The 23,090-nt window shown below is 44.8% G+C and carries 23 protein-coding genes; 7 read left to right on the top strand and 16 right to left on the bottom strand.

What is annotated here, in order from left to right; all coding sequences use genetic code 11:
- Window positions 1-15 precede the first annotated feature (15 nt).
- Window positions 16-669 carry a LuxR C-terminal-related transcriptional regulator gene (locus DKT73_RS14795; protein ID WP_111639321.1) on the top strand — a complete coding sequence of 218 codons (654 nt, stop codon included), beginning with the start codon at window positions 16-18 and terminating at the stop codon, window positions 667-669.
- Here DKT73_RS14795 and yidD read toward each other — a convergent pair.
- Window positions 666-923 (bottom strand): membrane protein insertion efficiency factor YidD, encoded by a 258-nt coding sequence (gene yidD, locus DKT73_RS14790; protein ID WP_111639373.1) that lies wholly within the window; start codon window positions 921-923, stop codon window positions 666-668. The two genes, DKT73_RS14795 and yidD, sit on opposite strands and share 4 nt — an antisense overlap.
- Before the next feature lie 119 nt (window positions 924-1,042).
- On the opposite strand from yidD, the gene DKT73_RS14785 reads away from it, so the two are divergent.
- The 3 genes from DKT73_RS14785 to DKT73_RS14775 are packed head-to-tail and all read left to right on the top strand — an operon-like array spanning window position 1,043 to window position 4,850.
- Window positions 1,043-1,909, top strand: a complete 867-nt coding sequence (locus tag DKT73_RS14785; RefSeq protein WP_111639320.1) for a prephenate dehydratase — start codon at window positions 1,043-1,045, stop codon at window positions 1,907-1,909.
- Between the two features lie 5 nt (window positions 1,910-1,914).
- A complete protein-coding gene (locus DKT73_RS14780; protein ID WP_111639319.1) occupies window positions 1,915-3,927 on the top strand; it encodes a TonB-dependent receptor plug domain-containing protein in 2,013 nt (670 codons plus the stop codon).
- A 17-nt stretch (window positions 3,928-3,944) separates the two neighbouring features.
- Window positions 3,945-4,850, top strand: coding sequence for a hypothetical protein (locus tag DKT73_RS14775; protein ID WP_232827893.1), 906 nt, complete (start codon window positions 3,945-3,947; stop codon window positions 4,848-4,850).
- Here DKT73_RS14775 and DKT73_RS14770 read toward each other — a convergent pair whose 3' ends face one another.
- Window positions 4,851-5,612, bottom strand: coding sequence for an alpha/beta fold hydrolase (locus tag DKT73_RS14770; RefSeq protein WP_111639318.1), 762 nt, complete (start codon window positions 5,610-5,612; stop codon window positions 4,851-4,853).
- 116 nt (window positions 5,613-5,728) lie between these two features.
- Between DKT73_RS14770 and DKT73_RS14765 the strand changes: the two genes are divergently transcribed.
- On the top strand, window positions 5,729-6,334 hold the full coding sequence (locus DKT73_RS14765) for a CDP-alcohol phosphatidyltransferase family protein (RefSeq protein WP_111639317.1): 606 nt from the start codon (window positions 5,729-5,731) through the stop codon (window positions 6,332-6,334).
- A gap of 21 nt (window positions 6,335-6,355) precedes the next feature.
- On the opposite strand, the gene yfaE is transcribed toward DKT73_RS14765, so the two are convergent.
- The 4 genes from yfaE to DKT73_RS14745 all read right to left on the bottom strand — a co-directional run bounded on the left by yfaE (window position 6,356) and on the right by DKT73_RS14745 (window position 11,266).
- Window positions 6,356-6,652, bottom strand: coding sequence for a class I ribonucleotide reductase maintenance protein YfaE (yfaE, locus tag DKT73_RS14760; RefSeq protein ID WP_111639316.1), 297 nt, complete (start codon window positions 6,650-6,652; stop codon window positions 6,356-6,358).
- Window positions 6,636-7,769: a class Ia ribonucleoside-diphosphate reductase subunit beta gene (gene nrdB, locus DKT73_RS14755; RefSeq protein ID WP_111639315.1), complete on the bottom strand. Its 1,134-nt coding sequence runs from the start codon at window positions 7,767-7,769 to the stop codon at window positions 6,636-6,638. Before nrdB ends, yfaE begins: the two co-directional genes overlap by 17 nt.
- A 163-nt stretch (window positions 7,770-7,932) precedes the next feature.
- A complete protein-coding gene (nrdA, locus tag DKT73_RS14750; protein WP_111639314.1) occupies window positions 7,933-10,197 on the bottom strand; it encodes a class 1a ribonucleoside-diphosphate reductase subunit alpha in 2,265 nt (754 codons plus the stop codon).
- Between the two features lie 301 nt (window positions 10,198-10,498).
- A complete protein-coding gene (locus DKT73_RS14745) occupies window positions 10,499-11,266 on the bottom strand; it encodes a heparan-alpha-glucosaminide N-acetyltransferase (RefSeq protein ID WP_232827892.1) in 768 nt (255 codons plus the stop codon).
- Between DKT73_RS14745 and DKT73_RS14740 the strand changes: the two genes are divergently transcribed.
- On the top strand, window positions 11,248-11,805 hold the full coding sequence (locus tag DKT73_RS14740; protein ID WP_111639313.1) for an alpha-ketoglutarate-dependent dioxygenase AlkB family protein: 558 nt from the start codon (window positions 11,248-11,250) through the stop codon (window positions 11,803-11,805). The genes DKT73_RS14745 and DKT73_RS14740 overlap by 19 nt on opposite strands.
- A gap of 37 nt (window positions 11,806-11,842) precedes the next feature.
- On the opposite strand, the gene pdxH is transcribed toward DKT73_RS14740, so the two are convergent.
- The 4 genes from pdxH to DKT73_RS14720 are packed head-to-tail and all read right to left on the bottom strand — an operon-like array spanning window position 11,843 to window position 15,818.
- Window positions 11,843-12,484 (bottom strand): pyridoxamine 5'-phosphate oxidase, encoded by a 642-nt coding sequence (pdxH, locus tag DKT73_RS14735; protein ID WP_111639312.1) that lies wholly within the window; start codon window positions 12,482-12,484, stop codon window positions 11,843-11,845.
- A gap of 2 nt (window positions 12,485-12,486) precedes the next feature.
- Window positions 12,487-13,119, bottom strand: a complete 633-nt coding sequence (gene coq7, locus DKT73_RS14730) for a 2-polyprenyl-3-methyl-6-methoxy-1,4-benzoquinone monooxygenase (protein WP_111639311.1) — start codon at window positions 13,117-13,119, stop codon at window positions 12,487-12,489.
- Between the two features lie 15 nt (window positions 13,120-13,134).
- Complete coding sequence (locus DKT73_RS14725; RefSeq protein WP_111639310.1) at window positions 13,135-13,476, bottom strand: histidine triad nucleotide-binding protein; 342 nt, start codon at window positions 13,474-13,476, stop codon at window positions 13,135-13,137.
- A 44-nt stretch (window positions 13,477-13,520) separates the two neighbouring features.
- Window positions 13,521-15,818, bottom strand: coding sequence for a 7TMR-DISM family protein (locus DKT73_RS14720; RefSeq protein WP_111639370.1), 2,298 nt, complete (start codon window positions 15,816-15,818; stop codon window positions 13,521-13,523).
- Between the two features lie 58 nt (window positions 15,819-15,876).
- On the opposite strand from DKT73_RS14720, the gene DKT73_RS14715 reads away from it, so the two are divergent.
- Window positions 15,877-16,128, top strand: a complete 252-nt coding sequence (locus DKT73_RS14715) for a hypothetical protein (RefSeq protein ID WP_111639309.1) — start codon at window positions 15,877-15,879, stop codon at window positions 16,126-16,128.
- 89 nt (window positions 16,129-16,217) lie between these two features.
- On the opposite strand, the gene purD is transcribed toward DKT73_RS14715, so the two are convergent.
- The 6 genes from purD to prmA form a co-directional block, all read right to left on the bottom strand.
- Window positions 16,218-17,504: a phosphoribosylamine--glycine ligase gene (gene purD, locus DKT73_RS14710; RefSeq protein ID WP_111639308.1), complete on the bottom strand. Its 1,287-nt coding sequence runs from the start codon at window positions 17,502-17,504 to the stop codon at window positions 16,218-16,220.
- A gap of 82 nt (window positions 17,505-17,586) precedes the next feature.
- A complete protein-coding gene (purH, locus tag DKT73_RS14705) occupies window positions 17,587-19,164 on the bottom strand; it encodes a bifunctional phosphoribosylaminoimidazolecarboxamide formyltransferase/IMP cyclohydrolase (RefSeq protein WP_111639369.1) in 1,578 nt (525 codons plus the stop codon).
- An 88-nt stretch (window positions 19,165-19,252) separates the two neighbouring features.
- Complete coding sequence (gene fis / locus DKT73_RS14700; protein ID WP_012070668.1) at window positions 19,253-19,531, bottom strand: DNA-binding transcriptional regulator Fis; 279 nt, start codon at window positions 19,529-19,531, stop codon at window positions 19,253-19,255.
- 118 nt (window positions 19,532-19,649) lie between these two features.
- Window positions 19,650-20,618: a tRNA dihydrouridine synthase DusB gene (gene dusB / locus DKT73_RS14695; protein ID WP_111639307.1), complete on the bottom strand. Its 969-nt coding sequence runs from the start codon at window positions 20,616-20,618 to the stop codon at window positions 19,650-19,652.
- A 156-nt stretch (window positions 20,619-20,774) separates the two neighbouring features.
- Window positions 20,775-22,112 (bottom strand): zinc-ribbon and DUF3426 domain-containing protein, encoded by a 1,338-nt coding sequence (locus DKT73_RS14690; RefSeq protein ID WP_111639306.1) that lies wholly within the window; start codon window positions 22,110-22,112, stop codon window positions 20,775-20,777.
- A gap of 45 nt (window positions 22,113-22,157) precedes the next feature.
- Window positions 22,158-23,048, bottom strand: coding sequence for a 50S ribosomal protein L11 methyltransferase (gene prmA / locus DKT73_RS14685; RefSeq protein WP_111639305.1), 891 nt, complete (start codon window positions 23,046-23,048; stop codon window positions 22,158-22,160).
- Window positions 23,049-23,090 lie beyond the last annotated feature (42 nt).

Below are 23,090 nucleotides of genomic sequence, written 5' to 3'. Positions count from 1 at the left end.
TAAAAAGGACACACAGTGATTTCACTTGTTATCGCGGATGATCATCCTCTGTTCCGTAGTGCGCTATCGGGTGCGCTACGGGCAGAAATGGAGGGAATTGTTATCGTGGAATCCCATGATTTGGATTCCACTTTGCACTGTCTACAGAATGTAAACGATCTTGACTTGTTGCTGCTGGATTTGAATATGCCCGGTAGCGGTGATTTATATGGTTTGGTTCGTATCCGCAAAGACTTTCCGGATGTTCCTGTGGCGGTTATTTCCGGCAGCGAAGACAGTATCATGGTGGCAAAAGTCATTGATGCTGGCGCACTTGGGTTTATCCCCAAGACCAGTGAGCCGGCGACCTATGTGCGTGCCATTCATGCTATTTTAGCGGGAGATATCTGGTTACCAGACGATCTTAGGCAAGCGGTTTTGGATCAACCAAAGCCCGATTTGTCGATGCAAAATAAAGTCGCCGAACTGACGCCTCAGCAATATAAAGTGCTTTGCTATTTACATGAAGGCTTGTTAAACAAACAAATAGCCTATGAGTTATCGATTTCAGAAGCGACCGTCAAAGCCCACATCACGGCGATTTTTCGTAAACTGGAAATCAATAATAGAACGCAAGCCGTGCTGGTTGCCAGTGACTTGAAATTGCAAATGACGTCGATACAGAGTTAATTTCTTTCTTCTTTTTTGTTGGTTTTTTCTTTATCGCACTGGCATGAGGGAACAGGATCAATACCACCTTCGTGCCATGGATGACATTTAGATAATCTTTTTAAACCAAGATACACGCCTTTTATCACGCCAAATTTTTCAATTGCTTGAATCATGTATTGAGAGCAACTCGGATAAAAACGACAGTTATTTCCCAGTAATGGACTAATAAAAAACTGATAGCCTTTTACCAGTAGAACGAATGCTTTTCTCATCATGGTTAATCAGATAATTTTTCAGTGGGTTAGAGAGGAATAGGTTAGCGTCATTTTTGTGTATATAGTAGCGCCTATTTGTTAATCTAAAAGAAATATACGATAGAGCTTGTTTTATTATGCCTGACCAACATTTAACACTGGATGCGACACAGATTGTTGCTTATCAGGGTGAGCCTGGTGCCTACTCCCATTTAGCGTGCAAACATACCTTTCCCGATTGGACCAGCGTTAATTGCGCGACCTTTGTAGACGCGTTACAAATGGTCGAACGAGGCGATGCGTATTACGCCATGATTCCAGTGGAAAATTCTACTGCAGGGCGGGTTGAGGAAATATATCGAGAACTAAAACGGACTCAGCTTTATGTTGTAAAAGAGCATTTTGAACCCGTAAACCATTGTCTAATAGCACGACACTCGATGACCATAGAGCAAATTACGCGGATCGGTAGTCACCCACAAGCCTTGGCTCAATGTGACGGTAACATTAAGGCGTTAGGGGTAAAAAGCCAAGCTATGTACGATACGGCGGGGGCGGCTAAGCACATTGCAGAATTTGAAGAACCTGGTTTAGCGGTGATTTCATCGGAGTTGGCGGCTGAGCTATATGGTTTGAAAGTACTGAAAACCTATTTTAATGATTCAGTTGGTAATACAACGCGTTTTTTAGTCTTTTCACGCCAGCAAAAAATGCCCGTTTACGAAGAAGGGCAGACTTATATCACCTCTTTTATGTTTCGTGTTCGTAATATTCCCGCCGCACTTTACAAGGCCATGGGCGGCTTTGCGACGCAAGGGATTAATATGCTGAAACTTGAAAGTTACATGGTAAATGGACATTTTACTGCGACCCAATTTTATGTCGATGTTGAAGCCCATTTTCAATCTTCCTCGATGCAGGCGGCCATTGAAGAATTACGCTTCTTCTCTGAGGAGGTACGGGTATTAGGAACCTATCTTGCTGATGATTATAGGCTGAAATAGACGTTATGAAGCGATGGATCGGCGGTTTTTTCTTTTTGTGTATCAATATGACAGTGAGTGCCGAAGCGAAAGATTCTCTTTTGGTGGCCGAACTGGCTGATGTTACAACATACGATACTTTTTTAAACACCATTCCTGTGGTGGTAACGCCATCGAAAATACCTCAACCTAGAGTCGATGTTTCTTCCTCTTTGTCGGTATTGGATGGCGAGTTTATTCGTCGTACAAACATGCAATATGTGGAAGATTTGCTGCAATTCGTGCCTGGTTTTTCTGTGGTGCCTTATAAAAGTTCTAGTCAAAAAATTGCGTCTTATCACGGCACGCAACTTGATCAATATCGTCGTATACAGGTGTTAGTCAATGGTCGTTCTGTTTACAGCACTGGATTGGCCCGTGTGGAGTGGGCGACCTTGCCATTGAATATAGAAGATGTGGCTCGGGTAGAAATCAATCGTGGCCCCAATGCGGCCAGTTATGGCATTAACTCCTTTTTTGCTGTTGTTAACATCATCACTCGCTCCCCTTTAGAGACCTTAGGAAACAGTATTACCGCGTATTCTGGTTCTCGTGGGGATTATCGGCTCTACGGTCAACACAGTGGTTTAAATAGGGATTGGAGTTATCGCGCTTCCGCTTCGACCAACGCGGTTCATGGTTTTGATACAGATTTTGAGGGTAATGATAGGCACGATGGTCATCATGCTTCCATGGGAAATCTGGTCATACAAAAAGAAATGTCGAATCGTTCTTTTGATTTAGACATAGGGGCGAGTCATTTAAACGATAAGGTGGAGCCAGCAGAGTACGAATCGGATTCCGCCACAGGCTCTTATGATATTAATAAGCCAACCCGTTTGGTGGATCGTGAACATATTAAAGTCAGCTATCGCCAGCAAGTCTCAGCTGATCATGAAATAAAGGTACAGTATTATTATGATCAATCTGACATGGTGGAAGACCATCAAGCGCTATTAAGCCCGTCATTTTATAACCTACTCTTTGGCGGTTCGAGTACCGTACCTGTATACGCTTCTTCTGAGATCGATTTATTGGAGACTCGCCACGATCTCGAACTACAAAGCACGTGGGAAGCCTCACAAAGTCTCCGCTTGATTTCGGTCGTTGGTTACCGCTGGGACAAAGCCGATTCAGAGCATTATTTATCCGGTGAAGCAAGTGACGAGGTGTTTCGGCTTTCCAGTAATATGGAATATCGAGCCAGTGACCACTGGATAGTGAATACAGGTGCCATGTTTGAACGCAGTCAAATGGGAGGGAGTTTTTTATCTCCCACATTCGGTGCGACCTATAAACTATCGGAACAAGAGTCTCTGCGCTTTAATGTTTCTAAGGCCGTTCGTACCCCTGATTTAGCAGACCAATATTTCAAATGGCACTATGTTTTATCCAGTGGCGAAGTATCGCCCACAACTTATGCCGTGAAGGGGGAAAAAGAAGAGAAAATCACTTCCTATGAAATAGGCTATTATCATTATTGGCCAAATCAAGGCGTATCTACGGACATCAGGTTATATCACGATAAAGTGCGCGATATGGTGTTAAGTCAAAAACGATTTACGGCCTACACTGCCGATAAGCCAGTTGAAGAGGGGGTCGTTGAAGATGTGATTATTAATGGTGCTGAACTTGAATTGGATTGGCGTTTTCAGTCTGGTGCCATCACTCGTTTCACTTACGCTTATCAAGACACTAAAACGGATAATGTAAAACTTAAAGAGTCTACAACGCCAGTAATGATGTCCTTTTTTGGCAGTATGCCATTGACGGATAGACTGGCGATTAACGGCTATTATTGGTATGGCAAAGAGCTGGCGGGAAGAGACTATGAATTTATAAACTCATGGTTATCGTATAAGTTTGCTTTGGGTGGATACTCTAAAGCCACCATGGGCGTTGGGATGGAAGCACGTCTTGATGATAACGCGCTTGTTTCAAGACATAATAATTTGGCCGAAGACGCTTTTGCTTATGTCTTTACCAATGTTACTTTTTGAGCTGGATTAGTGAAAACGTGAAAAGGATTTTGTTTATTGTGTTTTTGCTGTTGTCTTCCATTAATGGGTGGGCAGCGGCTTATGTAATACACGATATTGAAGAAAGTTCGGTACGTTCTTTGACGTTCCAATTAAGCAAACTTTTGCCGCCTGACATGACTTTGCTGCCAGTGCGCCGCTCTTTGTTTGAACAAAATGCCGCCTATATAAAAGACGATGATATCTTGATTTCTGTTGGAATGGAGAGTTTTCGTCAGGTGTGTGAATCGGATTCAAAAGGCGTGGTAATGGCGGTGTTTATTGGTAAGGAAGAGTATTTAAAAATACGTCCACAGTGTTCTATTCCCAGCAGTGCCGTATTTTCTGGTGCGCCTATAGAAAAGCGCTTGGCGCTGTTGGAGGCTATTTGGTTTGATAAAAAGCCATTGGCAGTGATATACAGCCAACATCTTCAAGTCGATGAGCAGGCGATGTCGCGTCAGGCTGAGCAGTATGGTTTTGAGTTTCAGTTTTTAAAGACAGAGACAGATCGTCTTTCTGTTTTAAAGTCGGTGAATTTTGTTCTGGACGAATCAATGATGATCTTCTCATTAGTGGACACAGAACTGTATCGAGATGGTATCGCACAAGATATTCTCAAATTACTTTTTCACAAGCAGCAAGTCATGATAGGGCCTTCTTTTGCCTTTGTTCGTGCAGGGGCTTTATTTGCGATATATTCCAACACCGAGGCTAAGTTGCAGGCGTTAGCCGAGCGGATTGTGATGTGGCAGACAAAAGGAGTACTGCTCGAAGCACAATATCCCGAAACTTTAAGAGTGAGTTTTAATCCTTATCTTATTAAAGCGCATGGCGTGGTGCCGCCATCCGCTTCATTTTTGCACGATAGGTATGGTCTTTGCTCTGAGACTAGATGCGACTGATCAGGCTAAAAAACGCTTTACTAACGCTGTGAACGGAAGCGGTTTTTCAGCGTGCAACCAATGCCCAGTGCCCGAGAGTATTTTGAAACTTGCCTGGGGAAAAACGGTCGTAATAGCAGATTGATAGTCTGCGATTATGTAGTCTGAGTTCTCTCCTTTTATAAACAAGGTGGGCGTGTCTATTGCGTTTTCAATGGTTGGCTTTTGCAGTATTGTCGAATAGCTATCCGCTATGTTTTTTACCGAAAGTGCGAGTTTGAAGCCGTGCTCACTTCGTTGCAGATTTTTTAATAAGAATTGTCTGACAGCTAAGTTGGATTCATATTGACTTAATATCGTATCGGCTTCTTTTCTTGATGCGGGCTGTGTGGCATCAATCATCATTAAGCCTTCTAAAATACGCGTGTGGCTTGGTTGGTAATCAACCGGAGCAATGTCCACCACAATCAGTTTGCTGATCATAGCAGGGGGCGCCATGGACGCCATTTGCATCGCGACTTTTCCGCCCATTGAATGACCAAGCAAATGAAAGGTATCAAGGTGATTAAGTGATGCCCAGTTCAGGACAGCTTCGGCCATGTTGGGGTAAGTGGCGTTTGTCATGGCGGCTGATTGGCCATGATTGGGCAGATCAATACAGTACACTGTGAATTGCTCGGCTAAGGCTTGTGCAATCGAGTGCCAGTTGTCAGCGTTGCCGAATAAGCCGTGAATGACAATAAGATTGGGGCCTGATGAGCCGTATTGTTTTGCGTGTATCATAGAAGCCTTATCATGCAGCAGTGTGAAAAAGTAGAGGCGCGACTAAACGCCGCTTTGCTTGTATTGTAACAAGTCTTTGAAAGTTTCGTCCCTAAAGAATCAAGGTAGTTGTTTAAATGTTTGATACATTTTTTATTCGTAATTTGAAGCGTCCTTTGCGTTTAACCGCTGTAATGATTGATAAATTGGGGGTAAAAGCCAACTGGATCACGGTGTTTGGCTTTGCCATCGGTATGATGACGTTACCCGCTTTATATTGTGGCCATACGTCCTTAGCTTTGGTGCTGGTGGTAGTGAATCGGTTACTCGATGGGTTGGATGGTGCTGTCGCTCGAGTGCAGGGACCAACGGATTTGGGCGGTTACTTAGACATCACGTTGGATTTTATTTTTTATTCGGCGGTCATTTTTGGCTTTGCTTTGATGAATCCAGTGGACAATGCGTTAGCAGCGAGCTTTTTGATTTTTTCGTTTATGGGAACAGGAAGCAGCTTTCTGGCATTTGCCATCATGGCGGAAAAGAGAAAAATAGAGCGTTTAGAGTACGGACGTAAATCTCTTTATTTCTTGGGTGGGTTGGCGGAAGGCACAGAAACCATCGCGTTTCTCGTATTGATTTGTTTGCTGCCTAGTCATTTCGCCGTCATGGCGTATGGGTTTGGTGCGATATGTTGGATAACGACGGCAACCCGAATTTATGCAGGTTACCGAACATTGCGTTAGTGATGGGCTTTGGGGAGTTTGTTAGTCAAAAAAGGCGATTTCAATATCACTTTTGACTATCGCGCAGCAGGCCAACAAATAGCCGCTTTGTACCCAAGCTAAAGGTTCAAAAGGGTAGCTAACATGACCCCACAAGAGTTTGATAGAGCAAGAAGAGCAATAGCCTTCACGGCACTGGTATTCCACATGAATACCAGCACGTTCTAGCTGTATCAGCAAAGGCTCATCTTCTGTTACCAGAATCTGCTTCTTTCCCAATAAGACCCGATGAACTTTATCGTTTTTTGTAGGATTTGTTGATTTAGAGATCAAAGTCATCGAAATCTGAATCGTCTAAGTTATTGTCTGTTTGACCAACCAGATAAGAACTGATTTCTGCTTCTTGTGGAGCAACTTGCACATTGTCACTGACTAGCCAAGCATTGATCCAAGGAATAGGGTTGTGCTTGGTCGCAAAGCAGGTTTCTAGACCCACAGCTTGCATGCGTACGTTGGTAATGTATTCAACATACTGTCCCAATATTTGTGCGTTCAAACCAATCATTGAACCATCTTTGAATAGGTAAGTGGCCCATTCTTTCTCTTGCTCAGCGGCTTCAATAAAAATCTGACGGACTTCGTTTTGGCATTCTGCCGCGATTTCAGCCATTTCTGGATCGTCTTTGCCAGAAGCCATCAGGTTCAACATATGTTGAGTACCGGTTAAGTGTAGGGCTTCGTCGCGGGCAATCAGCTTGATGATTTTCGCATTGCCTTCCATGAGCGTACGTTCCGCAAAGGCGAAGCTACAGGCAAAGCTCACGTAGAAGCGAATGGCTTCTAATACGTTGACAGACGCTATCGTGAGATACAGAGCCTTTTTAAGCTTAGGCATGGATATTTCAATGTCACCCTTGCCTGGTACGTTAAAGGTTCCCATGCCCATGGTATTGTAAAGGTTCACCATCTCAATAAGACGGTCATAATAAATGGACACACTGTCAGCGCGTTTGGTGATTTCTTCATTGGTAACAATGTCGTCAAAAATCTTGGTGGGATCGTTAACAATATTTCGAATAATGTGCGTGTATGAACGGCTGTGAATCGTCTCACTAAATGACCAGGTTTCGATCCAGGTTTCTAATTCTGGCAAAGAAACGATTGGCAGCAGTGCTACGTTTGGTGATCTACCTTGTACGCTATCAAGTAAAGTTTGATACTTCAGGTTGCTCAAGAAAATGTGTTGCTCGTGTTCTTCAAGTCGTTGGAAATCTTTGCGATCGGTTGAAAGATCCACTTCTTCGGGACGCCAAAAGAAAGACAACTGCTTTTCAATCAGCTTTTCAAAAATAGGATGTTTTTGTTGGTCATAGCGAGCAACGTTAACATTTTCGCCAAAGAACATAGGTTCTTTCATACTATCGAAGTGCTTACGGTTGAAAGTCGAGTAACTCATGTCTCAGGGTATTCCTCAAAGCGTCAGACATTTTCAAAATAAAAATGCCTTAGTTATTAATAGATTTGGATGCGCCACTAAAGCGTTAAACGTAGCAAAGCCTCATTTGGATGAGGCTTTGCCTGTCTATCGTGCAAAAAAGTTTTGTACGACGACGAATGGGTTAGATTTTGCAAGCACCGCCAGCACAATCGTCCATGTCTTCTTGTTTGTCGTCGGCACCATCACGCGTATTGTGATAGTACAAGGTTTTGACGCCCAGTTTGTAGGCCGTCAGTAGGTCTTTCAAAATCACCTTCATAGGCACTTTTTGTGATTCGAATTTTTGTGGGTCATAGTTTGTATTTGCAGAGATTGCTTGGTCAACAAACTTCTGCATGATACCCACTAATTGTAAATAACCATCGTTTGATGGGATGGTCCACAATAACTCATAATTTTCTTTCAAGCGTTCAAACTCAGGTACCACTTGTTTCAAAATACCGTCTTTACTGGCTTTAACAGAAACAAAACCACGTGGTGGCTCGATGCCGTTCGTTGCGTTGCTGATCTGAGAAGAGGTTTCAGATGGCATCAATGCTGTTAGTGTTGAGTTACGTAGGCCATGAGTCACGATCTCAGTGCGCAAGGTTTCCCAATCGTAGAACAATTCGTTGGAAACGATATTGTCGATTTCTTTTTTGTAAGAATCGATTGGCAAAATGCCTTTAGAGTAAGTCGTTTCGTTGAATGCCAAGCAGGGGCCGAATTCTTTGGCTAACTTATTAGATGCTTTCAATAAGAAATATTGAATCGCTTCAAAAGTTTTGTGTGTTAGCTCATTGGCGCTGCCGTCAGAGTATTTTACGCCATTTTTCGCCAAGTAGTAGGCGTAGTTGATAACGCCCACACCCAAGGTACGACGCAATTCAGTAGCACGTTGTGCCGCTGGGATTGGGTAGTTTTGGTAATCCAACAAGCTGTCTAGCGCACGCACAATAAGTTCTGCAAGCTCTTCTAGTTCATCTAGATTCTCAAGCGCACCTAGGTTAAATGCAGATAGAGTACAAAGGGCGATTTCGCCTTCTTTGTCATCGATACTGTTTAACGGCTTGGTTGGAAGGGCGATTTCCAAACACAAGTTACTTTGTTTAACTGGTGCAACTTTAGGATCAAACGGACTGTGCGTATTACAGTGATCCACGTTCTGTAGGTAAATACGGCCGGTACTGGCACGCTCAGAAGCAAACAGCGTGAATAGCTCCGTTGCTTTAATCGTTTGCTTGCGGATAGAGGCATCTTGCTCATACAGGGTGTATAGGCGATCAAACTCTTCTTGGTCAGCAAAGAATGCATCGTATAAACCTGGTACGTCTGATGGGCTAAACAAAGTGATGTTGCCGCCTTTGATCAAACGTTGGTACATCAAACGGTTAAATTGAACACCGTAATCCAAGTGACGAACACGGTTTTCTTCAACACCACGGTTATTTTTGAGAACCAATAGGCTTTCAACTTCAAGGTGCCAAATTGGGTAGAATACAGTGGCTGCGCCACCACGAACACCACCCTGTGAACAGCTTTTCACGGCTGTTTGGAAGTGTTTGTAGAATGGGATACAGCCAGTGTGAAACGCTTCACCACCGCGAATCGGGCTGCCTAGAGCACGAATAGCACCCGCGTTCACGCCAATACCTGCGCGCTGACTGACGTATTTTACGATAGCACTTGATGTTGCGTTGATAGAATCTAATGAATCACCACATTCAATCAATACACAACTACTGAACTGACGAGTCGGTGTACGAATGCCGGACATGATAGGCGTTGGCAATGAAATCTTGAACTTAGAGACAGCATCATAAAAACGACGGATCAAGTTTAAGCGTTCGTGCTTGTCATAGCCTGCGAACAAACAAGCGGCAACCAGTATGTAAATGAACTGAGGGCTTTCGTAGATGGCGCCCGTTACTCGGTTTTGTACTAAATATTTGCCTTCAAGCTGTTTAACCGCTGCGTATGAAAAGTTCATATCACGAGAGTGATCTATGAAGTCATGCATTTGATTGAAGTCGTCTTCAGAGTAATCTTCAAGCAGATGCGAGTCGTAGCGCTTTTGTTGGACTAGGTTTTTTACATGTGCATAAAGATGTGGCGGTTCAAAATTGCCAAAGGCTTTTTTACGCAAATGAAAAATAGCTAAACGCGCAGCAAGGTATTGGTAGTCTGGTGTATGCTCAGAAATTAAATCGGCAGCAGACTTGATCAAGGTTTCATGAATGTCTGTGGTACGAATGCCTTCAAAAAATTGGATTCGTGCCTTTAATTCCACTTGGGATACAGAGACATTTTCTAGACCTTCGGCCGCCCAAGCGATGACTTTATGGATCTTTTCTAGGTTGATGTTTTCGGTCGACCCGTTACGCTTAGTAACTGTGAGAGTGCTCATGCCTTAACTTCCCATTAGTGCATTGTAAAAAAGAGGTAAACTACTCTATATAGTGTGTGATTTTTATCTGACACACTATATGTAGTATTTTTGCTAATGATTTGCCACGAACAATAGTGCGCATTGAGTTGAAAATCAAGGCTTGAAAAAAACTCTAAAATCAGAAACAAACAATGCCTAAGTGGTCACTTACTTTGTTTGCCAGAAGAAGCGTAAAGTTAGCAATTGGCAAGGCCATAAAATCAAATTTCATCTATTTTTTCAGTATGAAGTTGGATGGTTTAGCGTGCGCGAAAAGTGATCAAGAAAACTGCAAAAGCACCATTTTGAACGCCGCCACAAGACCGAATAAAATAATCTGGTGGCTGAGATAAATAGGGAGGGCGTAACGCCCCATAAAAGCGAGTACACGAGTGACGCTATGGTTGGGAGTTGGGCATTGCTGCCAATGTAAATAGCCTAAGAGTGGGCCAATAAAGACAACGCCAATCCACGGAAATGGAAAAACAATGTCTAGGGTTCTATCAGGTAGTGGAACATAGTGCGTGATGGTAGAGAACGCATTAGGGAAATGCAGCCATGGCGTTAAGTGGTAGATCATTATGATGAGTATGCCCAGAACCGCGCAAGCAATTGGCCATTTTGCGACAGGTCTTACGAGGAGAGAGGCGACAAGAATAAAATGCAGAATACCGAAATAAATCCATTGATTTGGCATCGCTAGGTAAGTTGCAAGTGAAATGGCCCCTGCGGAAATAAACAGCTTGATATCGCGTTTCCAGAAGGAGGGTTTATTAGACTTACTCAGTCCTATGTAGGTAGACCAGCCAACGGCGGTGAGAAACAGGGTGAGGATTAGGCTACGAAAATATACCCAAAACGGGTCATAGGTGGAAAATTCGATGAAACCAAAATTGCGTAAATCCCAACAGAAATGAAATATTATCATTAGCAAGACAGCAGAGCCGCGATAAACGTCTAAAAATGCACTGCGTTTGGTTGGTTCAAAAACAGGAGAGGTTTGCATTGAGGTCCAAGGTAAATAATGGGATGGAAGTTCAGCCATCATACCGATACTCATTTTCTAGCTCAAGTTTACAGTACTTATTGTCGCAACTTAAGGTGGGTTTGCCATGGGAGCGGGAGAGTCTGCTTATGTTTGGCCGCTCTATTCAAGTGCCGCGTCAGGTCGCTTTCGTTGCGAACGCTGGCGTGTGTTATCGCTATTCTGGAAAGGATCATCTGGGCACGGGGTGGCCTGAATGGTTGTTACCGATCAAGGAAGAGGCTGAATCGCTTGCACAGCAGTCTTTTAATGCTGTGTTATTGAATTGGTATCAAAACGGCGAGGAATACATGGGGTGGCATGCCGATGATGAAAGGTCATTGGGTCCTGCACCTGTTGTGGCCATGCTCAGTCTAGGCGCTCAGCGGCCATTTCTATTTCGCTTGAAAGCCAATCATCACATTAAGCACAGTGTTGAATTAGAAGATAAAAGCTGGTTGGTGATGTCGGCATCGACGCAAGTGCTGTGGCAGCACTCTTTGCCGATTAGAAAACGTATCAAAGAGGAGAGGATCAGTCTAACCTTCCGCCTCCTGCTTTGAATGCGCGTTATTTTGATGAGCGAAAAGCCATGAATGGCTATGGTGCTTTTCGCGTAATGATCCAGCGATTGTCTTTTTGCGTGAAGCAGATTCGATCGTGAAGACGACTCGGTCTACCTTGCCAAAATTCAATGAAATTAGGGGTTAATACATAGCCACCCCAGTTGTCGGGGCAGGGCACGTCTTGACCGTCAAAGGCTTGTTCTTCTTGGTTAAAAGCGGCTTGCAAGGCGTCGCGATTGGCAATAACAGCGCTTTGCTTCGATGTTCTGGCGGCGAGCTGGCTGCCTCGAGGACGGCTGGCAAAATAGCTTTCTGAGACATGACGAGCGACTTTTTCAACACGACCTTCTATTCGAATTTGGCGCGATAATGCTGGCCAGAAAAAAGTCATACTGGCTTTGTTGTTATGGGCTAGTTGTTGGCCTTTTTCACTGTCGTAATTGGTGAAAAAAGAAAAACCTAAATCATTGCGTTGTTTTAACAATACCACACGTGAATGTGGCCAACCGTCGCCATCCACGGTACTCAAGACCATAGCCGTTGGGTCATCAGGGCAGGCTTCTATGGCTTTTTCGAGCCAATTATCAAACAAGCTAAGTGGATCATTTCCGGCATGCTCTTCTAGAAGGTCATCGAACTGATAGTCGCGTCGAATAGAATGAAGATCTCTGTTCATGATTAAATCCGATAAGTTGTTGTGGTCATGACTTTGGATACTTGTGTCATGATCGCCATAATAGGCTTAGGAAACTCATATCCGCCTGCGGCAAGGGCCATTGCTTTGTGTTTGGCTTCATCCGTGTGCATTTGTGCCAACACGGCTTTACTCTTTTCATCTTGTATGGGCAAAGTTGCCATGTGTTTTTCAAGGTGAACGCAAACTTGATCTTCTGTTGCGGCAACAAAGCCCAAGCTCAATTTATCACTGATCAATCCCGCCCCCGCCCCAATAAAAAAGGACGCGCCATAAAATAATGGGTTTAAAAGGCTGGGCCTGCTACCAAGCTCATAAAGTCGTTGTTCACACCAGACTAGGTGGTCGATCTCCTCGTCTGCTGCATGTTCCATTTCTTCTCGGACAGTCGCAAGCTTTGCCGTTGTGGCTTGTCCTGCGTACAGCGCTTGTGCACAGACTTCTCCCGTGTGGTTAATGCGCATCAGCCCTGATGCATGTTTGCGCTCAGACTGGTCTAGTAGGCCTTCTTCGAACGACGTTGCCGGAGAAGGGCGTGATGCTCTGGCGGCATGAGGCACAAGTGTTTGTAGCGCACGATCAAACTGTAATACGGCTTTGTCTAAAAAAGAGATCATTGTATTTCCTCTTGCTTAACCTGGAGGCCAAGTCATGGCGCGGCCACCCAGTACATGCATATGAATATGATAAACGGTTTGTCCACCCATCTCATTGCAGTTCATTACCACACGATAGCCAGCATCGTGGATGCCTTTTTGTTTTGCTATCTTGGCCGCTGTGACAGGCAGTTTCCCTACTACCGCAGCATCGGCATCGGTTAAATCATTTAGGGTGCTTATGTGACGTTTCGGGATGACGAGGAAATGCGTGGGCGCTTGAGGCATGATGTCTTCAAAAGCCACCACATCATCGTCCTCGTATAAAACGGTTGCCGGTATCTCTCGGTTCACTATTTTGCAAAATAAACAGTCCATATCATCTCCTTTCATTCATATTATTCAAGGTTAGAGGTATTGCTTCAAGGTGTTTTGCGCAAAGACTTGATCCGTGACAAGGATGTATTTCTTAGCCTGTCGCCCTTTTGTATCAGGCGGGATATTCTTTGTTCTAATTGATGCTCTAATTCTGAGCAGGCTATTAATTCATCAAAACCAAGCTTCTTCGCGTAATCTAGTGACATTTTAACATTGTTGCTGATGAGCAAGCACTGATCTTCATGGCGCATCAGAGGAAGGAGTCTCTGTTGTGTGACATGGGGAATGTGGCCCCCGTTGTCGAATACTAGAATAATGGACCCCGATTCTCTTTTGTCTGGCAGCTCTAAATAATCTAATAAGCTCTCTAGAGTAGTGAAGTGCTCTATTTTATTGATATGGCTTTGCAGCAGTGTGAGGGCTTTTTGTAAGTCATGGTCTGTTTGTCCAAAAAGGATAATATCAAAGTGATGTTGTTGGCCGATGTCGCTGTTTGTTGGCCGAATATGGGCGCGTATAGGCAGCTGAATATCAATACGGCGATAGTGGTTGCATTCGGTTATCTGCATTTCACCTTCTAAATGTTGAATAAGCAGGGTGATGTAATGCATGCCCAGGTCAAAGCTTGCGGTGCTGGTGTGAACGCGTTTAGGAAGAGGGTAGCAACTGAGTTCCAATAATGTGATGCCTTCTCGATTCATCTCGTGTCGGGTGATATCGAGAGTGAGCACCTGATCGGTAAAGTGTTTGAACTCTTGGGCAAGGCTTTCAATAAGGTGCTGCAAAATCGAGGCATGTTGCAGTATTTCAACATGCTCTGTTTTGTTGCTGTTGATTTCTATTAGGGCATTGTCTTGATCTAGGCGTTGAACATTGTTGTAGGCATTATCGATTACTTGGTTGAGCGAAATCGGATAAGGCTGTTCTGGCGGTGTGTTTTCTTTGACGTCGTTAAGGAGGTCAATGCGCTCAATTAAATTTTTTAAATTATTATTGGCAGTCAAGCTGCTAGATAAAAACAGTCTGGTATCGTTTGAGGTGGCAGCTTGTTCAAGATGTGTGAGTCCTCCACCAATGATATTGACTTGGCGACGTAAACGGCTGGACAGATCCGATAAAAGGTCCGCAATTTCGGTCTGAGAGTGCTTGTTTTTACGAGCATGTCGTTGCAGCAAAGGCGTTGTTTGCGCAATGATCCCCGTAAAATGAATCATGGCCTCAATGATAATGGTGATGGTAAGCCCCCACTCAAATAGGAGCGCGCTCGGGAGGATGCCATAAACGGACAGGATCCATGCAAAATGCCCTGTGAGTAATGTTAAACGGGCAATCAAGTAATACCCAGAAAAGGGCACTTTATAGATAAAAGCTGCCACAGCATGAACGGTCAGTAGGATAAGCGTAATCACCACCATAGAGGACAATATCGTGATGTTTATTTGCTCTGGTGAAAGCGTGAAAATAACCGCAAATAAGGCGTTAATGGAACCGACCGTAAGCAGTGCCTTGTCTATTTTGGGCAGATAGTTCTTTGTATCTATATATAGGCGAGAGAAAAACACAATCGCACACAAACACGACAATGCCGCTAGATTATAGACGCGTTCTTGAATGTTGATTTGTTCTGGAAAAAAAGCCGATATCTGGTCATGAAGAGAGAGATGTAAAACGGCAATACCGACGAGTAGGCCGCTGTAAATTAAATACATGGCATGGGATGTTTTGATAAAAAAGAACACATTGCAAACAAATAGCGTGATTAGTATGCCGATTAACAGACCGGTAAAAGTTAGGTTTTTTTGAGCGTCTAGGCTCATTTGTGACAGTGTTTTGAGTTCTATTTTAGCGTTGATGGGCAAATCAGAGGACAGCTTCAAGTACAAGGTGAAAACAGGTGGTGAGTTCGCCGGGATGTTGAACACATAATGCGGTGCTTTAATGGGGCGGTTGTTGTAAGGGCGTGCACCACCGAGTTCCGCTTGAACCTGATTTTCATATAAATTAGGCAGATAAATATCAAGGTATTGAAGTCTGGGAGTGTTTATTTCCAGCAAAATTGGCATGTTGGTAGTGGTCCGAATGGCAATGTCTGTGCGTATCCAAACGTTACCATCGACCAATCCAAACTGCAGATAGTTGCGGTTAAGTGGGCGAAAACGATTCGCGTATAAATCCGATGAAATGGTATCGAACGAAAGGCTTTTATCAGTATCAATAAAATACGTGCCACTCTTGCCAATATTGAACACACTGTTTGTGTCATCAATGATAGCAATCGTATTTGAACCCCAAGCGATGTTGGAGATGCTGAGTAAAAATAGTAAAATTAATTGATAAAACAAAACATTAGCCCAGGCTCTTTTTATGTAGGCTATCATTATTAACTAGATAGGGGATGGAATGCTATATCCAATTTTGGTGGAATATTACGTTTGGTTTAGTTTACTGCTGTTGGCCGTAACTTGGTTTGCCAGACAATCCAAGCCTGCTACACGGACAAATCTAATGTATGGCTATGGAATGATCGCGACATTGGGCTTTGTTCTGGGGTTTGATTGGGTCGCCGGTATCATATTTGGTTTGTTGGTTTTGGAGGTAGGGCGTTTGTTTAAGGCTTGGTTAGATAAAAAACAAGCGCAGCTGAAAAAATAATATCTCATGGTGCGGCAGCACTGAGCATAAAAAAGGCCTCATGCGAGGCCTTTTTACTAAGAATTGGTTTGTCTTAAGTAATAGAAAGACTACTTCTGTTCACGTGCAATGGCACGATGACCAATGTCGGTACGGAAGTACACTTTGTCCCAAGACAATGTCTTAACAACATCGTAAGCAGCCGCTTGCGCTTCTGCAACGGTGTTACCCAATGCAACCGCACAAAGCACGCGACCACCATTGGTGACAATTTGACCCTCTTTTAACGTAGTGCCAGCTTGGAATACCTTTTGACCTTCAGGCAGTTCAGTGTCCAAACCAGAGATTACGTCACCTTTTGCGTAGTCAGCAGGGTAGCCGCCAGCAGCAAGAACCACGCCTAGACTGGCGCGAGGATCCCAATCGGCTTCAACCGTGTCTAGCTTACCATTGACTGCAGCCAAGCACATTTGAGCCAAATCAGAGCGCAAACGCATCATGATAGGTTGGGTTTCTGGGTCACCAAAACGGCAGTTGTATTCCAATGTTTTGGGTGTGCCATCGGGAGCGATCATCACACCAGCATACAAGAAACCACGGTAGCGGTTGCCTTCTGCGTTCATGCCTTTGACGGTTGGCATAATCACTTCGTTCATGATGCGATCATGGATTTCAGGCGTTACAACCGGAGCGGGAGAATAAGCGCCCATGCCGCCCGTGTTCGGGCCTTTATCGCCATTATCACGTGCTTTGTGATCTTGGCTAGTGGCCATTGGTAACACCGTTTCGCCATCGACCATACAGATAAAGCTGGCTTCTTCGCCGACCAAGAATTCTTCGATCACAACGCGGCTGCCCGCATCACCAAAAGCATTGCCTTGAAGCATGTCTTCAACCGCTTCAATGGCTTCGGCTTCGGTTTGCGCTAAGATAACGCCTTTGCCAGCGGCTAAACCATCCGCTTTAACCACAATTGGAGCGCCGTGTTGCTTGATGTAGGCAACAGCAGGTTCAATCTCAGTGAAGTTGCCATAGGCCGCCGTTGGGATATTGTGACGAGCAAGAAAATCTTTGGTGAAGGCTTTAGAGCCTTCTAATTGTGCTGCTGCCGCCGTTGGGCCAAAAATAGCCAAGCCTTCTTTTTCAAACGCGTCTACCACACCAATAACCAATGGCGCTTCTGGGCCAACAATGGTCAAATCGATGTTTTCGCGTTTTGCAAAAGCGACAAGATCGGCAATGTCGGTTACGCCGATGTTAACGTTCTCTACTTTGTTTTCTGTTGCAGAGCCTGCGTTACCAGGTGCGACGAATACCTTTTGAACTTGGTCAGATTCAGCGGTTTTCCATGCGAGTGCATGTTCACGACCACCGTTACCAATAATAAGAACTTTCATTATCTAATCCTTTGTATTGCAAACCAGAGGCCGCAGCCTCTGGTGACGAACTAAGAAGTCTTGGCTTCTTAGAGACGGCTTATTAATGACGGAAGTGGCGCATTCCAGTGAAGACCATGGCCATGCCTGCTTCATCAGCCGCAGCGATAACTTCTTCATCACGCATAGAGCCACCAGGCTGAATAACCGCCGTAATGCCCGCTTGCGCTGCAGCATCGATGCCATCACGGAATGGGAAGAAGGCATCAGACGCCATAACAGAGCCCGCTACTTCTAGATTTTCGTCAGCGGCTTTAATGCCTGCGATTTTAGCACTGTAAACACGGCTCATTTGGCCTGCGCCAACGCCAATGGTTTGTTCTGCTTTCGCATACACAATCGCATTGGATTTTACAAATTTTGCCACTTTCCAAGCAAACAATAAGTCTTTTAGCTCTTCTTCGCTAGGTTGACGTTTAGAAACGATTTTAAGATCGTCGACAGTAATCACGCCGTCGTCACGGTCTTGAACCAGTAGACCGCCGTTAACGCGTTTATAATCCAGCGCAGCTGGCTTGTCTTTTGACCATTGGCCGCATTCTAGTAAGCGAACGTTTTGTTTCGCAGCAACAATGTCAGCCGCTTCTTGGCTGACACTTGGCGCAATGATGACTTCAACGAATTGACGGTCAACAATGGCCTGTGCGGTTTTAGCATCCAGCTCTTGGTTAAACGCAATGATGCCGCCAAAGGCAGACGTTGGGTCTGTTTGGAAAGCAAGGTCATACGCTTCAAATTGCGTTGCTGCGGTTGCAACGCCACAAGGGTTGGCGTGTTTTACGATCACGCAAGCAGGCTTATCGAAGCTTTTTACGCACTCAAGAGCCGCATCGGTGTCCGCGATGTTGTTGTAAGACAAAGCCTTACCTTGAATCTGTTTTGCTGTGCTAATAGACGCTTCTTTAGGGTTTGCTTCCACATAAAAAGCGGCTTTTTGGTGTGGGTTCTCACCGTAGCGCATTTCTTCTTGTTTGTGGAATTGTAGGTTAAAGGTGCGAGCGAAATCTTCGCTGCCGCCTTCTACTTTTTTGCCTAAGAAGTTCGCAATCGCGCCATCATAGTGTGACGTGTGTTCGAAGGCTTTCACTGCAAGGTCAAAACGCTGCTCGTAAGTCAAACCGCCGTCGGCTTTAAGAGAAGCCAAGATTGCTTCGTAGCTAGAAGGAGACACTACAATCGCTACGTCTTTATGGTTTTTTGCTGCAGAGCGAACCATGGTTGGGCCGCCGATGTCGATGTTTTCAATCGCCATAGGAAGATCACAGTCCGGACGTTCGATTGTTGCTTCAAAGGGATAAAGGTTCACTACTACCATATCGATTTCTTCGATGCCGTGCTCTTTCATGATGGCGCCGTCGATGTCGCGACGACCAAGAATGCCACCGTGTACTTTAGGGTGTAGTGTTTTAACGCGGCCATCCATCATTTCTGGGAAGCCGGTGTAGTCAGAAACTTCCGTTGCTTTAACGTTGCTGTCCAATAAAAGACGGTAAGTACCACCGGTTGAAAGAATTTCAACGCCTTGCGCGGTCAGTTCACGTGCGAATTCGACAATGCCTGTTTTGTCGGAAACACTGATTAACGCTCGCTTGATTGGAGTTACGGTATTTTGATTTGCCATCATGGTTCTCGCAATTAATTTAACACTAAATAAAACAAGGGGAAGGTAAGACGAAAAAAAGGGCGAATTCGCCCTTTTTTCTTTGTGCTTATAGCATGCCGTATTGCTTTAACTTCTTACGAAGTGTTCCTCGGTTTAACCCAAGGATGGTGGATGCTTTGGTTTGGTTATCCTTTGTGTAGCTCATGACAGACTCTAGCAAAGGCGCCTCAACCTCGGCTAAGACTAACTGATATAAGTCTGTTATTGGCTGCCCATCAAGATGAGCGAAATAGTTTTGTAGGGCTTTTTCAACATTGTCACGTAGGGTTTGTGACTGCTCTGAAGAAGCGGCTTGAAACGTATGAGTATGAGTTTGTTCTACCACAGAATGACCTTCTATTTTTTAAAGCTAACCATGTATTAATGTGTACTGACTATCATAGAGAAGAGGGATCTACCCCTTCTTTTTGATGTTCATTACATTAACTGTAAGGTTCGTTTGCCTACTGGCAAACAAAGAACTCTTCCAATCTATCAAGCTGTTCTTGCGCATTATCAATACGGTTAAACAGGCTGCGAAATTGTGTGTTATCCGCTAACGTTTGCAGGTACCAACCAACATGCTTGCGCGCAATACGCACACCCAAATAATCACCATAAAATTGGTGTAGAGCGTTCACATGGTTAATAACAAGCTGTCTCACCTCAGATAAAGAGGGAGGTGTTAACAATTCGTTTGTTTCTAAATAGTGGTTTATTTCGCGAAAAATCCACGGTCTTCCTTGTGCAGCCCGACCAATCATGATGCCATCAGCCTTGGTGTAATCTTTCACAAATTTTGCTGATTGCGCGTCTTTAATGTCCCCATTAGCAAAAATAGGGATGCTCAAATGATGCTTAATCTCTGCAATCGTGTCGTATTCAGCTTGTCCTTGGAATTTGCATTCCCGCGTTCTGCCATGGATTGCTAGGGCTTGAATGCCGATGTCTTCTGCCATTTTTGCAATCGCAAGACCGTTTTTTTGATCTAGACTCCATCCTGTACGGATTTTTAGAGTGACTGGAACAGACACACTATTTACAACCGATTCCAGTATTTCACGAACGAGTGCTTCATCTTTTAGTAATGCGGAGCCTGCTGCTTTGTTGCATACTTTTTTGGCGGGACACCCCATATTGATATCAATGATTTGCGCGCCAAGCTCAACATTTTGTTGGGCGGCTTCTGCCATCATTTCGGGATCACCGCCAGCAATCTGAACGGACCTCGGCGAGACTTCCGCATCATGGATTAAACGATGGCGGCTTTTTGTCGAGTTCCACAGGCGAACATCAGAGGTAACCATTTCTGATACCACTAAGCCTGCCCCTTGATCATGACAAAGGCGGCGAAAAGGCAAATCTGTTACACCAGCCATAGGAGCTAGAATAACCGGTTTGTCAACGCAATATGGGCCAATAGCAAATGCCATGATGTTCCTGAATACTGGATTGAATGTTAAAGATCGTCGACAGCGTCGAGCGGGCGTGAATAATACCTATGCAATCGCTGTTTTTGAAGTCTTGACAGGCTAAAAACTGACTATTTTTTGTCCTTTTTTAACCCTTTGCAGGAAAAGACCTGAAAACTAGTAGGAGCGAGTGTCTGCTGGAAAGGCTTTCAGTTGGTGAGTCACGGCGCGAGCTCCTGGATCTTGTATGGGGATAACAAGATGAATTGGCGTATTGGGCGGCATATAAGTGATATCAAGAAAGTCTTTTTGCAGATAATCGGTTGGTGAAAAGAGTCGAGCAGCAACAGGCTGACCATTCAAATCAAAGAATTCTAAGGCAATTTTGGGCATTGGCTGAGAAAAATGACTGGCGTTGGTGATAATGGCGTTCACCAACAGCGTGTTGGGCAAGGTCGGGTGACTTTGTATCCGCACATGCTGAATAGTTATTGTACTGACGTCTTCAAATCGTGGTAGAACGCAGCCAGAGTAAGAGCAAATGGTTCGGTAAAGAGACCTAAAGTTAGAAGAGCGGCTGCCTTCTTCAAAAAAATGCATCGCAACTTGCAGAGTGAGTAACACTATGCCGAACACGGAGGCAAAAAACCACAACCACGGATGGCCTTTTTTATGGCGTGAACTGGGTTCATTGTCTCCCAGTAAGGGGCCGAGGCTTTGTTGAGCGGACAGTTGTTCAAGAATGGTGTGTTGGTTCTTGATATCCGACGGGCGAGTTTGTTCCGCTGCACTTTGGGCAAGCGAATGGAGCGCCGCCATGTAGTCGGGTTCTTTTTGTGTAGCTGGTTGTGGCTGGTTGCTGAATGGCTTTGCTGTGGTCTGCCATGTTGCATTGGTTGTCTTGACTGCGTTTAGCGCATCTGAAAGCTCACTGTTCGCCATTGCGTTCGAGTTTGGCGGTGTATTGTTTTGTGCGTTGGTTTTGACCGCAGGTGCCGCTTTAAGAGCCGCTTCCACTTCGGCAAGCTCAACTTCCCAAGGGGCTGGTTCCTCAGATCGAGTGGCCGTCATTGAGCGTTTGGCGTTCAATGTCTCTCTTGGGCGATCGGGTTGTTTATCCGCTGCTCTAGTTGGTGTGGTGCTTTCATTTTGACGAGTGTCTAGGAATGTCTGGGTGTCTTTTTCATCAAAAGGCGTGAGGTCTTTGTCATCAAATAGCGTGTCTAGCCAATCAGGGTTGACGATTTCTTCTGTTGGCGGCAGTCGTTTTTCTATCGATGCGCTTATATTGCCTGTCTCTGAAAGCGCAGGAGTGGGTTTTGCGGGAGATATGGCTGCCTTGTCTGATGGTGTTGAAGGCTCGGCTTTTGTTTTGTCGTTGATGCTGTCGCTGGCATTAAAGATATGAAAACATTGGCCACATCTGACTTTGCCCTTGGCCATGCTTAATACTTCATCGCTTACTCTAAATGCGGTTGAACATTTTGGGCAACGGGTGATTAGGCTAGTGGCCATGGGGTACTGTCTTCCTGTTTAAATCTATACTGAGTGAGTGGGGGATTATGCGTGCTTAGTGCCGACAATACGAACCCATTCTTCTTTTTCTGTAATGGAGTCAATGGTAAACCATTCTTGATAGGCGTCTATCACTTCTTGAGCTTGATTAGCCAGTATCCCTGAAAGGGCGAGTTGGCCTTTCGTTTTGACTAAAGCAGAAATAGTAGGTGCTAGGTTGGCCAATGGACCTGCAAGAATATTCGCCACAACAATGTCAGCCTGTAGGTCTGATTCGTATGGTGGAAGCTTTACTTCCAAGCGGCTTGGGTCAATGTTGTTGCGTTCTGCATTGGCTTCGGTTGCTTGCACCGCTTGCGGGTCAATATCGATGCCCACCATGTTGTTTGCGCCTAGCAATAAGCCTGCAATGCCGAGTATGCCGGAACCACAGCCATAATCTATAATGGTTTTGCCTTGGCAATCAATGCTGTCTAGCCATTGGAGACACAGCGCTGTTGTAGGGTGTGTGCCCGTGCCGAATGCCAAACCTGGGTCAAGCATCAGCGTGACCGCGTTTGGGTCAGGAACTTGGCGCCAGCTTGGGCATACCCAAAGACGTTCGCCAAATTGAATAGGATGATAGTTGTCCATCCATTCTCTTTCCCAGTCTTTGTCTTCAAGTATTTCTATTTTCATGTCCATGTTTGTTTCGCCTAACGATGCGGCTTTGTGTTCCACAACCGGGCGAATATGCTCAATGTCTGCGTCCGCTTCGAATAATCCCGTGACTTTGGTGTGTTTCCACAGGGGCGTCGTGTTGAGATCTGGTTCATAGACAGGGTCGTCATGGACGTCTTCAAAAGTGACAACCAAGGCACCGCAATCAAGAAGGGTGTCTTCGAAAGCTGGGACATGATCGGGCGTGGTATGAATACGTATTTGAAGCCAAGGCATAAAGTGGAGTCCAACAATAAAACAAACAGGAATAGAATAGCG

Source organism: Marinomonas shanghaiensis, from assembly GCF_003259175.1.
GTDB classification, from domain to species: domain Bacteria; phylum Pseudomonadota; class Gammaproteobacteria; order Pseudomonadales; family Marinomonadaceae; genus Marinomonas; species Marinomonas shanghaiensis.
Note: the sequence above shows the minus strand (reverse complement) of the source record. Positions and strands in the feature narration are given on the sequence as shown.